The organism is Streptomyces diacarni (assembly GCF_003323715.1).
GTDB classification, from domain to species: Bacteria; Actinomycetota; Actinomycetes; order Streptomycetales; family Streptomycetaceae; genus Streptomyces; species Streptomyces diacarni.
In genome coordinates this window covers 41980-54895 of sequence record NZ_QOIN01000029.1, presented here as the reverse complement: position 1 = coordinate 54895, position 12916 = coordinate 41980, and the positions used below count along the sequence as shown (strand labels likewise).

Annotated in this window: 12 protein-coding genes; 4 read left to right on the top strand and 8 right to left on the bottom strand. The window is 74.2% G+C overall.

What is annotated here, in order from left to right:
• Nucleotides 1-85 precede the first annotated feature (85 nt).
• Complete coding sequence (locus DTL70_RS05625; RefSeq protein ID WP_114020739.1) at nt 86-1786, bottom strand: sensor histidine kinase; 1701 nt, start codon at nt 1784-1786, stop codon at nt 86-88.
• An 11-nt stretch (nt 1787-1797) separates the two neighbouring features.
• The gene (locus DTL70_RS05620) at nt 1798-2523 is read right to left on the bottom strand and encodes a response regulator transcription factor (RefSeq protein WP_114020755.1); all 726 of its coding nucleotides are present in this window, start codon (nt 2521-2523) and stop codon (nt 1798-1800) included.
• 510 nt (nt 2524-3033) lie between these two features.
• Here DTL70_RS05620 and DTL70_RS05615 point away from each other — a divergent pair.
• The gene (locus DTL70_RS05615; RefSeq protein ID WP_114020738.1) at nt 3034-3810 is read left to right on the top strand and encodes an SDR family NAD(P)-dependent oxidoreductase; all 777 of its coding nucleotides are present in this window, start codon (nt 3034-3036) and stop codon (nt 3808-3810) included.
• A 31-nt stretch (nt 3811-3841) separates the two neighbouring features.
• On the opposite strand, the gene DTL70_RS05610 is transcribed toward DTL70_RS05615, so the two are convergent.
• Nucleotides 3842-4432, bottom strand: coding sequence for a TetR/AcrR family transcriptional regulator (locus DTL70_RS05610; RefSeq protein ID WP_114020737.1), 591 nt, complete (start codon nt 4430-4432; stop codon nt 3842-3844).
• 143 nt (nt 4433-4575) lie between these two features.
• Here DTL70_RS05610 and DTL70_RS05605 point away from each other — a divergent pair, with 143 nt between their 5' ends.
• Nucleotides 4576-5766, top strand: coding sequence for a cytochrome P450 (locus tag DTL70_RS05605; protein ID WP_114020736.1), 1191 nt, complete (start codon nt 4576-4578; stop codon nt 5764-5766).
• Nucleotides 5767-5769: 3 nt separating this feature from the next.
• The gene (locus tag DTL70_RS05600) at nt 5770-5988 is read left to right on the top strand and encodes a ferredoxin (RefSeq protein ID WP_114020735.1); all 219 of its coding nucleotides are present in this window, start codon (nt 5770-5772) and stop codon (nt 5986-5988) included.
• Between the two features lie 223 nt (nt 5989-6211).
• Here DTL70_RS05600 and uriT read toward each other — a convergent pair whose 3' ends face one another.
• Nucleotides 6212-7633, bottom strand: coding sequence for a uridine transporter UriT (gene uriT, locus DTL70_RS05595; RefSeq protein WP_245979038.1), 1422 nt, complete (start codon nt 7631-7633; stop codon nt 6212-6214).
• An 8-nt stretch (nt 7634-7641) separates the two neighbouring features.
• Nucleotides 7642-8616 (bottom strand): nucleoside hydrolase, encoded by a 975-nt coding sequence (locus DTL70_RS05590; protein ID WP_114020734.1) that lies wholly within the window; start codon nt 8614-8616, stop codon nt 7642-7644.
• A 406-nt stretch (nt 8617-9022) separates the two neighbouring features.
• Here DTL70_RS05590 and DTL70_RS05585 point away from each other — a divergent pair, with 406 nt between their 5' ends.
• Nucleotides 9023-9892, top strand: coding sequence for a GntR family transcriptional regulator (locus tag DTL70_RS05585; protein WP_114020733.1), 870 nt, complete (start codon nt 9023-9025; stop codon nt 9890-9892).
• Nucleotides 9893-9931: 39 nt separating this feature from the next.
• On the opposite strand, the gene DTL70_RS05580 is transcribed toward DTL70_RS05585, so the two are convergent.
• The 3 genes from DTL70_RS05580 to DTL70_RS05570 are packed head-to-tail and all read right to left on the bottom strand — an operon-like array spanning nt 9932 to nt 12911.
• Entirely contained in the window at nt 9932-10732 is an 801-nt protein-coding gene (locus tag DTL70_RS05580) for an ABC transporter ATP-binding protein (protein WP_114020732.1), read from the bottom strand.
• Nucleotides 10729-11829, bottom strand: a complete 1101-nt coding sequence (locus DTL70_RS05575; RefSeq protein WP_114020731.1) for a FecCD family ABC transporter permease — start codon at nt 11827-11829, stop codon at nt 10729-10731. Before DTL70_RS05575 ends, DTL70_RS05580 begins: the two co-directional genes overlap by 4 nt.
• Nucleotides 11826-12911: a FecCD family ABC transporter permease gene (locus tag DTL70_RS05570; protein WP_114020730.1), complete on the bottom strand. Its 1086-nt coding sequence runs from the start codon at nt 12909-12911 to the stop codon at nt 11826-11828. The genes DTL70_RS05575 and DTL70_RS05570 overlap by 4 nt, the downstream gene beginning before the upstream one ends.
• Nucleotides 12912-12916 lie beyond the last annotated feature (5 nt).

Here is a 12916-nt window from a genome sequence, read left to right as displayed (position 1 = left end):
CCACCGACCTCGGTGTCGACCTCGAAGACGACGGCCTCCGCGACCTCGGCGGCATCGGTGCCATCCGTCAGGCGCCGGCCGAGCGTCAGGCGCAGTCGGACGGAGGCGCCCCGGGAGGGCGCTCGTGGACCGGCGCAGTCCCGCCCGGGTCCGGTGGGTCGTCAGCGGGCGTCGGCGGCGCCGCGGCGCGGCCCTCGCCGAGCGGCAGTCCTACGGTGAAGACCGTGCGGCCGGGCGAGCTGTGCGCGCTCACTCGTCCCCCGTGCGCGGCGACCACCGCCCGGACGATGGCCAGCCCCAAGCCGGTGCTCCCCTGGGCGCGTGAGCGCGAGGCGTCGGCGCGTGCGAAGCGTTCGAAGACCACGGGCAGCGCCTCGGCGGGGATGCCGGGGCCGTCGTCCTCGACCCGTATCTCGGCCGTGCCCGAGGGAGCGCCGCCATCGGGCGGCGGCGGAAGGCCCGGGGCCGCGGGAACGTGCCGCAGGCGAGCCGTGACGACGGTGCCCTCGGGGGTGTGGGTCCGCGCGTTGGTCAGCAGGTTGGCCAGCACCTGCCGCAGGCGCGCCGCGTCGCCGGGGACGACGACCGGTATGTCGGGCAGGTCGAGCTGCCACCTGTGGTCGGGGCCCGCGGCGCGGGAGTCGCTCACCGCGTCCACCACCAGCGCCGAGAGGTCTACCTCTGACCTGCTCAGCGGCCGGCCCGCGTCCAGCCGCGCCAACAGCAGCAGGTCCTCGACCAGATCGGTCATCCGCTCCGACTCCGCCTCGACGCGCGCGAGCGCGTACCGGGTCTGCGGGCCCACCTCCTCCCTGCCGCGCCGGGTCAACTCCGCGTAGCCCCTGATCGAGGCGAGGGGCGTGCGCAGCTCGTGGCTGGCGTCGGCGACGAAGCGCCGCACCCGCGTCTCGCTCTCATGGCGGGCCGCCAGCGCCGCGCCGACGTGCCCGAGCATCCTGTTGAGCGCCGCGGCCACCTGCCCGACCTCGGAGCGGGGGTCGGTGTCGCGCAGCGGGACGCGTTCGCGCAGCCGTACCTCGCCCTCGTGCAGCGGCAGCCGGGAGACCCGGGTGGCGGTCTGCGCCACCCGGGCCAGGGGCCGCAGCGCGAGCCGCACGCTGGCAGTGCCGACGAGCGCCGCGGCGATCAGCCCGGCGCAGGCGACGCAGACCTCGGTGACGACCAGTGTGCTGACGGTGTCCTGGACGCCCGAGGCGGGCAGCCCGACGAGCAGCGTGCCGCCGTCCACCGGCACCGACCGCACCCGGTAGGTCCCCTCTCCGGGCAGTTCGGCGGTGTGCGGCTCACCGTCGCGAGGGGCGTGCGCGAGCGCGGATCGCTGCTCCTGGGGCAGGGGTTCCACCGCCACCCCGTGGCCCGTCGGCGCGCTGTCGTCCTGGACGCTGATGCCCGCTCGGAGCACCTTCGTGCCGCCGGAGTCCCGGCCGCTGCCGCCGGATCCTGAGGGGGCCACGGCGCCGACCGTTCCCAGTGGCTGGCCTCCCATGGTCAAGAAGCGCAGCCGGTCCCCGTCGGGCGGTGCGCCGTGGCCCGGCGGGCCGGGGCCGGCGGCGCGCACGGCGACCTCGGCGAGTTGGTCGTCGAGCTGCCGGTAGAGGTGGGAGTGCAGGGAGATGGTGGTCACCGTGCCGATAACCGCCGCGACGACGGCGATCAGCGCGAGCACGCACAGCACCAGGCGGGTCCGCAGCAGTCGTGGCGGGCGCGGGCGGCCGAGGAAGCCGGGCAGGACGCGGAGCGAGGGCAGGGCTCGGAGCGAGGGCATCGCGAGGGTCCTCATCGGCCGCCGGGGGCGCCGGGTTTGAGGACGTAGCCGGCGCCCCGCCGGGTGTGGATCATCGGCTGCCGCCCCACGTCGATCTTCCTGCGCAGGTAGGAGATGTACAGCTCGACGATGTTCGCCTGGCCGCCGAAGTCGTAGGACCACACGCGGTCGAGTATCTGCGCCTTGCTGAGCACCCGGCGCTGGTTGCGCATCAGAAACCGCAGCAGCTCGAACTCCGTGGCGGTCAGCCGGATCTCCTCGTCCGCCCGCCAGACCTCGTGGCTCTCCTCATCGAGCACCAGGTCGCCCACCGTCAGCAGCGACACGTCGCGCACCTGCCCGGCGCCCGCCCTGCGCAGCAGACCGCGCAGCCGGGCGACGACCTCCTCCAGGCTGAACGGCTTGGTCACGTAGTCGTCGCCGCCCGCCGTCAGCCCCGCGATACGGTCCTCCACCGCGTCCCGCGCCGTGAGGAAGAGCACGGGCACCCCGGGGATCTCGCCCCGCAGCCTGCGCAGCACCGTCAGTCCGTCGGTGTCCGGCAGCATCACGTCGAGCACGACCGCGTCCGCGCGCCACTCCCGTACGGCGCGCACCGCACCGGCGCCGTCCCCGACGGAGCGCGCTTCCCATCCCTCGTACCGCAGTGCCATGGACAGCAGCTCGGCCAGCGGCGGCTCGTCGTCCACCACGAGCACCCGCACGGGCCGCCCGTCCCGCGTGAGCGCCGCTCCCATCGCGGTCGCGGCGGCCGTCGCGGCCCCGGGCCGCGACGGGACGGCACCGGCACGCCCGGCTTCGGCGGACACAGAAGACTCACCCATGCCGCCAGCCTCCGCCCCGCCCCTGAGAGTTTCCTGTGCGGCACCTGTGAGCCGGCTGAGAATGCGCCGGGAACGGGGTTCGCCGGCGGGCGGGGCGCGGTCCGGTGCGGGGAAGCGGGGCACGGCCCCGTGGGGCATGCGGGGCCCGTTGCGCTGTCCTCAGCGCGTGTCGCCGGGCCCGCAGCGCAGCGTCATGTCGGGCAGTCCCTCCATGGTGCCGCTGCCGTGCGTAGAAGGCGCGGGCGCCGGTGTTGCGCGTGAAGTCGTGCAGGGTCGCGTCCGCAAGCGCGTCTTCTGCGGTTCCGCATCGGCCGGTCGCCGCCCGGTGGGCCGGTGGATCAGGGCGCCGGAGACGGCGGCGGTGGGAGGGGGCGGCCGGTGCGTACCCTGGCGGGGGTCCGCCGTACGTTCGAGGAGCACCGTATGACCGCCACCGCTTCCGCAGTCCCGTCCCGTACCGCTGTCGTCACCGGCGCGAGCAGTGGTATCGGAGCCGCCACCGCGCGCGGACTGGCGGCCGCCGGCTACCGGGTGGTCCTCGCCGCGCGCCGTGCCGACCGGATCGAGGCTCTCGCCTCTCGGATCGGCGAGGCGGGTCACCACGCGGAGGCGTACCCCCTGGACGTGACGGACCGCGCCGCTGTCGACGCGTTCGCCCGGTCTCTGCCGTCGGTCGATGTGCTGGTGAACAACGCGGGCGGGGCGCTCGGCGCCGATCCGGTCGCCTCGGGCGACCCGGACGAGTGGCGGCGGATGTACGAGACGAACGTCATCGGCACCCTGAACCTCACCCAGGCGCTGCTGCCCGCGCTCACCGACAGCGGTGACGGCACCGTCGTGGTGCTCTCCTCCACGGCGGGGCACGCCACCTATGAGGGCGGCGCCGGGTACGTCGCGGCCAAGCACGCCCAGCACGTACTCGCCGAGACGCTGCGGCTGGAGATCGTCGGCAGCCCCGTGAGGGTGATCGAGGTCGCGCCGGGGTTGGTCAAGACGGACGAGTTCGCGCTGACCCGCTTCCACGGGGACGCCGAGAAGGCCGCGGGCGTCTACGCGGGCGTGGCCGAGCCGCTGACGGCCGAGGACGTCGCGGAGACGATCACCTGGGCCGTCACCCGCCCGAGCCACGTCAACATCGACCTGCTGGTCGTCCGTCCGCGCGCGCAGGCCTCCAACTCGAAGCTGCACCGCGAGCGGTGACGGGCGGCCGTCCGGGGCCCCGCGCGCGCACTCAACGGCCCCCGTTCTGGGGGAGTTTCTCCAGCATCGTGCGGGCGCAGTCGAGGACGAGGGCGCACACCTCGTCCGGGTCGGCGCCCGCCAGCGCCCCCCTGCCGACCACCGAACGTGTCAGGCCGATGCCCAGCAGCCAGGCGAGGACCAGGTCGGCGCGGAGCGCGGCGTCCTCGGCGTCGGTGAGCATGGCGAGGGCGTCCGCGTACTCCTCGCTCAGCAGCGCCCCGGTCTTGGTGGCGGTCCCGCCGACGGCCGAGCGCAGGAAGATCTCCAGTGCCCGGTGGCGCTGTCCCTGCTCGTCGGTGCCCGCGGCGAGCAGGCCGCGCAGCGCGGTCTCCAGCACGCTCTCTGGCGGGGTCTCGCGCAGGTGCCGCAGGCTCTCGCCGGCCACCACCTCCTCGAACAGCGACTGTTTCGAGCCGAAGTAGCGGAAGAGCAGCGCCTGGTTGACCCCGGCGCGGGCGGCGATCTCGCGGACGGTGGTGCGCTCGTAGCCGCGCTCCGCGAACAGCCCCGCCGCCGCCTGGACCAGCGCCTGCCGGGTCGCTGCGGCGTCTCTCTTGCGTGCGGTCCGGTAGGCGGTCATGCCCCTCCCCCGTCGAAGCGGCCACTGGGAGCAGTCAGCGTAACGGCCATGTGCCCAACGGCACCCTGGTGAGGCACCGTTGACCGCCGCGACCGCACCGGCCTACTTTTGTAAGCAGACGCTTACAACCGGTAGGAGGTCGTGTGACCAGCACCGACACCGAACCCGTGGCCTACCCCTTCAACGAGGCGACGTCCCTCCACCTCTCCGACCGCTACGCCCTGATCCGCGACCAGGACGGGCTGCCGCGCGTGCGCCTCCCCTACGGTGAGGACGCCTGGCTCGTCACGCGTTACGCCGACGCCCGGCTCGTCCTGGGCGACAGCCGCTTCAGCCGCGCCGAGTCCGTGCGGCACGACGAGCCCCGCCAGTCGGAAGGGCGGCTGACGGGCGGACTGTTGAGCATGGACCCGCCCGAACACGCCAGGCTGCGCACCCTGGTGGCCAAGGCCTTCACGGTGCGGCGGGTGGAGAAGCTGCGCCCCGAGATCCGCGCCCTGGCCGAGGACCTGCTGCGGGACATGACCGAGGCGGGGCCGCCCGCCGACCTGGTGGACGACTTCGCGCTGCCGCTGCCCGTCGGCGTGATCTGCCGGCTGCTGGGGGTCCCGGAGGCCGACAGGCCGCGCTTCAGGGTGTGGAGCGACAACGCGCTGTCGACCAGTTCGTTGACGGCCGAACAGTTCGAAGCCAGCAGGAACGAACTGCGCGCGTACATGGCGGGGTTGATCGACCAGCACCGCGCACACCCGGCCGACGACCTGATGACGGCGCTGATCGAGGCGCGGGACGACCGCGACAGGCTCTCCGAGCTCGAACTGGTCGATCTGTGCGTGGGCATCCTCGTCGCGGGGCACGAGACGACGGCCAGCCAGATCCCCAACTTCCTGTGTGTCCTGCTCGACCACCCCGAGCAGTTCGCGCGCCTGCGCGAGGATCCGGCACTGATCGCCGGCGCAGTGGAGGAGCTGCTGCGCTTCGTACCGCTCGGCGTCGGCGCGGGCCAGCCGCGCTACGCGACCGAGGACATCGACATCTCGGGGACGCGCGTGCGCGCAGGCGACCCGGTGCTGGTGGCCATCGGAGCGGCCAACCGCGACGCGCTGCGCTTCGACCGCTCGGGCAAGCTCGACATCACCCGTACGAACAACTCGCATCTGGGCTTCGGGCACGGCGTGCACCACTGTCTGGGCGCGCCCCTGGCCCGGGTCGAGCTCCAGGAGGCGCTGCGCGCGCTGCTGGGGGCCCTGCCCGGTGTGCGACTGGCCGGGGACATCGGCTGGAAGACGGCGATGCTCGTGCGCGGCCCGCGCTCCATGCCGGTGAGGTGGTGAACGATGACGTGGCGTGTCGAGATCGACCGGGACGTGTGCATCGGGTCGGGCATGTGTGCCGGCATGGCACCGGACGTCTTCGAGCTGGAGAACGAGCGCTCGCGCGCGGTCGCTGAGGAGATCGACCCGCAGGAGGCCGCCCTCGACGCGGCCGACTCGTGTCCGGCTCTGGCCATCACGCTGCTGGACGAGGACGGCGAGGTCGTCGGCCCCCGTCCGTGACCCGTGGAAAGCCCGTCCGCGACCCGCGGAACGTCCGCCGCGACCCGCGGAACGTCCGCCCGGGTGCGCTGATCGCCCGCCCGCGTCCTGTGTGGTGGGTGGATATGGTCCGTTCGCGGCCACCGTCTCCCGCCCGCGCGGTGGACGTCGCACCCGCCGCGCCCGTGGGACCCGGGCGGGCGGGTGCGGCGGCGGGCGGCTCGGGAGCCGGCCTCGCCCTGTCTCAGGGCGCCACCTCCGCCTCCCGCGGTCGGGGGGTGAGGAACGAGGCGGCGTAGGCGGCCGCCACCACGACGCCTCCCAGGAGCAGGGCGGCCACGTAGCCGCCTGCCGAGGAACTCCCCTGCGGGCTGCCGGACACCTGGACGGCGGACAGCAGCGCGAAGCTGAGCCCGGCGCCCAGGCCGAAGGCGGCCGAGATGAGTCCGGGCAGGAACCCGGGGTGGTCCTTGGGGGCCAGCACCACGCCGAGCAGGTTGAGGACGATGTTGGCGATGCCCGCGTAGGTGACCCCGAGCAGGACGGTGCAACCGACCATGACGGGGAGCGAGTGGACGCCGACCAGCGCCATCACCACGACCACGACGGCGCTGCCCAGCAGGCCCCAGCGCAGCAGGCGGCGGTAGCCGACCAGGGGTGCGAGTCGCCCGGTGAAGGGGCCCACGAGCCAGCCGACGAGCGCGAACGGGGTGAGGAAGACCAGCGAGGCGAGGCCCGACCCCATGCCGAACCCGGCCTGCTCGTTCTGCACGAACGACATCAGCACGCCGTTGACGGCGGCGAAGACACCGGTGAGGGTGAGGAGGGTGGTCAGCAGGGGTGCCCAGGTGGCGCGCTGCCGCAGGTCGTTGATGCGCACCAGGGGATGCCGGCTGCCTTTCTCCACCCTCCAGAAGACCGCGAACGCGAGCAGGGACACCGCCAGCAGGCCCGCCGCCAGTGGCCAGTTGGCCTCGCCCAGCTTCTTGGCCTGGTCGACGGCGAGCAGCAGCGCCGCGACGCTGATCACGAGGGGCGGCACGCCGGGCCAGTCCATCGGGGTACCGGCCGAGGGGCGGGATTCGGGGCAGCCCAGCGCGACGGCCACCGCGGCGACGAGCGCGACGAGTGCGATCACCCAGAAGATGCTGCGGAAGCCGTGGTGGGCGGCCAGCCAGCCGCCGGCCAGCGCGTCGACGCCCGCGATGCCTCCGTTGACGGCGGTGACCAGACCCATGAGCGTGCCGAACCGCTTCGGGTCGGTGATCTCGGAGCGCAGCATCAGCAGGGAGATCTGCACGACGGGTCCTGAGACGCCCTGGGCCACGCGGGCGATGTCGAGCACGGCGATGTTCGGCGCGAGAGCGGCCAGTACCGTGCCGGCGGCCATGACGACGAGCATCCACAACAGCACGCGCCGGCGCCCGGCGATGTCGCTGAAGCGCGGCAGGAAGAGGGAGAACATCGCACAGGCGGTGAAGAACGCCGTCTGCGACAGGCCGGTGGCCGCCTCGTCGGTGTGCAGTTCGCGGGCCATGGTGACCAGGGCAGGGCTGAGCATGCTGGCGTTGAGCTGGAAGGCCACGCAGGCGGCGAGCAGCGCCGTCATCAGCGCGGCGGTGCCGGCCGGCTTCTTCGTCGTCTGGACGTTCAGGTCAGGTGCCATGCCGCTGCTCACTTCCGTATCCGGCACAGGCGGTCGACGAGCAGTTCGGGGAACGTACCGTCGGTCTCCAGGACCACGGCGGCGTTGGCGCCGGGCTGTGCGGGGTAGCCGCGGTGGATGCCGCGGGTGTCGGCGACGAGCGCGCCGCGCGCCGCGCCGTCGGCGGTGTCCACGGTGACCGGCAGCCGGGGCGCGGCCCGCGGGGTGACCTCGCCGACGGCGATCCCCGCGGCGAGCGGGTCGTGGCAGGCCGAGCCGCGGAAGGGCAGCGCCGTCTCCTCGTGGAAGGTGAAGTAGAAGTCGAGGATCTCGCCCGCGAGCCGGCCGACGGGGTTGCCGCAGGCGAGCAGCCGCTGCCGGTGCGCCTCGGTGAGGTTCTCGCGCATGGTGACGTCGAGCGGTACGAGGGTGAGGTCCCGCCACCCGGCGGCCAGCACCGCGGCGGCCGCCTCCGGGTCGTGGCCGATGTTGGCTTCGGCGAGCGGACTGATGTTGCCGGGGTGGTGGACCGCGCCGCCCATGATCGTGAGACGGCCCACCCACTCGGGCAGCCGGGGCTCCGCGCGAAGCGCCAGGGCGAGGTTGGTCAGCGGCGCCGTGGCGAGGATGTCGATGCCGGCCTCGGTCTCGCGGGCGGTGCGCAGGAGGAGTTCGACGGCGGTGCCCGGGTCGGGTGCCGCCGTGGGCTCGGGTAGCGCGACACCGCCGAGCCCGCCGTCGCCGTGGACGAAACCTGCCTCGGGGTGGGTGTCGCCGCGCAGCGTGGTGGCGGCTCCGGCGGCCACGGGGATGTCGGTACGGCCCGCGGTCTCCAGCACCTGGAGCGTGTTGCGGGCGGCCCGCTCCGCGGTGGTGTTTCCGGCGACGGTGGTGACGGCGCGCAGGTCCACCCCCGGAGTCCGGCAGAGGTAGAGCAGGGCGACGGCGTCGTCGATCCCGGTGTCGCAGTCCACGAGCAGGGGGCGGGGGGCGGAGACGGGCATGGGTCACTTCCGGGGAGAGGAGACGAGCGGCAGGGCGGGCGGCCCGAGAGGCACCCGACCCCGACAGTCGAGATTGTCAGACAATTAACTGGCCGAGAGAGTAGCCCTGCCCCGAGGCCGGCACAAGGGTTCGCCGGCGGGAGGCATGCACGGCGCCCGCCGGGAACTCGGCGCGGGAGTACCACAGGGAAGCGGATGGGGAGTCGGCGGAGAGCCGCCGAAAGACGCATACGAGACCGCTGGAAGACCGGTGCAGGGTCGGCGCGCATCTGGCGCAGAGCCGAGGTAAGGCCGGTGGGAGAGGAGGCGGCGCGGGGCGCTAGTCTGGGGACGCACGCGTGGGCGGATCGCCGTCGCAGCGGGACGACCGTCACGCAATGTCCGACAAATGAACTCGGGAGCTCCGATGCCTCGACAGGGAGACCGTCGGCACTCACCCCGCGTGAAGCTCTACCAGCGGATCGTGGCGGCCATCGACGACGGCACCTTCCCTCCGGGAGCCAAACTGCCGCCCGAGCCCGAGTTGGCCGCCCAGCTGGGTGTGAGCCGCTCGGGGCTGCGCGAGGTGCTGATCCTGCTACAGGAGGACGGCGTGATAACCCGCCGGCAAGGTTCGGGAAGCGTCGTCAACCAGCCGCCGCCCGCCCCGGGGTTGGAGCGGCTACTGCCCGTGGAAGCGCTGCTGGGCACCGGCGCGCGCCGGTGCCGCCGCCTCGCCGTCGAGTGGGAGGAACCCACCGACTTCTCCGGCTACCACCTGCGCATGGCACCGGCGGAACGCGCCTGCTTCTGGGAGACGGTCGTCGACGTGGACGGCGCGCCCGCCTGTTTCGCGCACGAATGGGCCGCGGACGAGTCGGCGCTGCGCGCGGCGGCAGGACCGGCCCTCGTCGCCGCGCTCGGCACCACCGCGGCCGGCCCCACCGCGACCGGTGGCGGGGACGGTGCGGCCGAGGCGAGCGAGAGGTCGGACGGGGGCGCGAAGTCCGACGGGCGTGAGGCGCTCCGAGGGAGCGGGACCCCCGACGGGCGCGAGCCGGGCTGCACCATGCTGGCCGCGTTCCTGCACAGCGGGGCCGCCTCGCTGCTCACCGCGCGCAGCACCCTGGGAGCCACCGTGCTCGGCACGGAGCGCGGCCGGGCCGTCTCCCGCCCGCCCGAGACCCCGGCTCTGCTGCTCACCCAGACCGTTACGGCCGCCGGCCGCCCCGTCATGGCCGCCAAGTACCTCTTCCCCGCGGGCGCCCCGCTGCTGTCCTTGACCCCGCGGCGCTGAGACACCCGGGCGCCACCGAGGAGCCCAGGGGTCTCAGCGTCACGGGACCGTGCGCCGGGCCCGTGGAACGACGACGGGGGCGCCGTCGAAGGGGGCCGGCAGGATGTCGGCCTCCGCCTGGTAGAGCTCCTTGACCAGCGTCTCGTCGACCGTCTCGCGGGGGTCTCCCTGGGCCAGCACACGGCCGTCCTTCATGGCGACGAGGAGGTCGGCGTGGCGGGCTGCCGCCGTCAGATCGTGCTGCACCATGACGACGGTGCGCCCGGTGGCGGCCACCTCGCGGACGAGGGCGAGGACGTCGAGGGCGTGTCCGAGGTCGAGCGCGCTGGTCGGCTCGTCGAGCAGCACCACAGGGGTGTGCTGCGCGAGCACCATGGCGAGCCAGCACCGCTGGCGCTGGCCGCCGGAGAGCTCGTCGAGGCGTTCGGCGGCCAACTCGCCGGTGCCGGTGGCCTCCAGCGCCTCGTGGACGGCGCGTTCGTCCTCGCGCGACCACTGGCGCAGCAGGCCCTGGTGGGGGTGGCGGCCGTAGCGGACGAGCCCGGCCACGGTGACGGCCTCGGGTGCGCGTGGCGACTGCGGCAGCAGGGCGACGCGGTGCGCGGCCTGGCGGCGGCTCAGCCGCCACACGTCGGCGCCCGCCACCCGCACCGTCCCGGAGTCCGGGCGGTGCAGCCGGGCGAGGGCACGCAACAGGGTGGACTTGCCGCAGCCGTTGGGGCCGACGACGGCGGCCACCTGGCCGCCGGCGACGGTGAGGTCCACGTCGTGGACGACGGGTCTGCCGGGGTAGCCGGCGTGCAGGGCGCGGACCTCCAGGCCCGGGGTCGTCTCGGTCATGGTCGGGTGCGCGCCTTTCGGGTGGTGCGGTCTGAGCGGAGCAGTACCCACAGGAGGAAGGGCCCGCCGAGCACGCTGGTGACGACGCCGACGGGGAGTTCGACGGGGGCGGCGACGCGGCCGAGGGCGTCGGCCGCGACCACGAGGACCGCGCCGGCGAGGGCGGAGCCGACGACGGGCACCCGGGTGGGTCCGCTCAGCCCCTGGGCGAGGATCGGTGCGGCCAGCGCGACGAAGGCGACGGGTCCGCCGACGCCGACAGCCAGCCCGGCCAGGGCGACGGCGAGACAGAGCGCGGCGGCCCTCAGCCGGCGCAGCTCGACGCCGAGCGAGGCCGCCACCTCGTCGTCGAAGCGCAGCAGTTGCAGCCGGTGTCCCGCCGCCAGGCTGAGCGGCACCAGGAAGAGCAGCGCGATCAGGAAGGGCGTGCCCGCGCTCCAGTCGCGGCCGTTGAGGCTGCCGACGGCCCACAGGAAGACGCCGCCTGCGGTGTTGTCGTTCTCCCGCGACATGATCAGGTCGCTGACGGCGCCGACGAGGGTGGAGACGCCGATGCCCACGACGAGGAGACGGTAGCCGGCCGTGCCCGCGCCGCCCGCGCACAGCACCACGAGGGCGGCGGCGAGGACGGCACCGATCGGGCCGAGCCACCACTGGCCGACCATGCCGGTCGCGGATCCCGCGGCGGAGGCCACCACGGCGGCGCTGGCCCCTTCGTTGACGCCGACCAGGTCGGGCGTGGCGAGCCGGTTGCCCGCCAGGGTCTGGGTGAGGCAGCCGGCGACGCCGAGCGCGGCGCCGACCATCAACCCCACGCACAGCCGGGGCAGCCGGAAGTCGCGGACGATCATCACCGTGCCCGGGTCTCCGGTGCCCAGCAGGCCGCCGACCGCCTCCGCGAGCCCCATGCCGCTGGACGAGGCCACGATCGCGAGCGCGGTGGCCAGCGCCAGCAGCGGCAGGAGGAGGGCGGCGGCCAGCGCGCTGCGGCGCGGGAAGAGCCAGGAGAGCGCTCCGGCGCGTAGCACGGTGCTGTCGGGCGGGAGGGCGAGGGGGCGCTGCGAGGAGGCACGGGGGTGGTCGCCGGGTGCGCTCATGCGGAGGCTCCCGCGGTGGACATGCGGCGCGAGCGGGCGATCCAGATGAGCAGCGGTCCGCCGACGAAGGCGAGCAGGACGCTGACCGGCGTCTCCCACGGCCGGATGACGATGCGGGCCAGCAGGTCGGCGAGGAGGAGCACGTCGGCCGCCACGAGTGCGGACAGCAGGAGTTGGGCGGTCATCCGCGCACCGGCCACGGCCCGTGCCGCGTAGGGCGCGAGCAGCCCCAGGAACGCGATGGGGCCTGCCACGGCGACCGCGCAGCCGGCCAGCAGGGAGACGGCGCCCGCCACCACGAGGCGTACGCGTTCGGGGTGGTGGCCGAGCGAGCGGGCGCTGTCGTCGCCGAGTCCGAGCGCGGACAGCGGGCGGGAGCAGGCCAGCGCCGTGCCGAGCCCGAGCAGCACCAGGGGCAGCAGGTCGAGCAGGTCGCCGGTCTCGACTCCGGCGAGCGAACCGATGGTCCAGTAGCGGTAGGTGTCGAACGTCGCCCTGGTACCCAGCAGGACGTACGAGGTGAGCCCGTGGAAGGTGGCGCCGAGCGCCGAACCGACCAGGACGAGCCGCAGCGGGGACCCGGCGGTCCGTCCCGAGGCGGCGAGCAGCAGGACGACGGCGCTCGCGGTGATGCCGCCCGCCAGCGCCCAGCCCAGCAGCGCGGTGGAGGACTCGGCTTCGAAGAAGGTGAGTCCGCACACGACGGCGAAGGCGGCCCCCGCGTTGACGCCCAGCAGGCCGGTCTCCGCGAGCGGGTTGCGGGTGGCGGCCTGGAGCAGGCATCCGGCGAGTCCGAGGCAGACGCCGACGAGGACGGCGGCCAGCGTTCTGGGCAGCCGGACGTCCATGACGGCGAGGCGGAGTTGGGCGTCGGCGCGGGCCTGCGGGTCGCCGAGGAGGTAGTCCCAGGCGCGGCCGGGGGAGCTTGCGCCGCTGCCGACGAGCAGCGAGGTGAGGACGAGCCCCAGGAGGAGAACGGTCAACACGGTGGCGGCCCGGAGGACCGATCGCCGCTTGGGCGCGGGGTGTTGCCCGGAGTGGGTGCCGGATACGGCGGCCCGTCTCTCTTGCACGCTACTCATAAGGT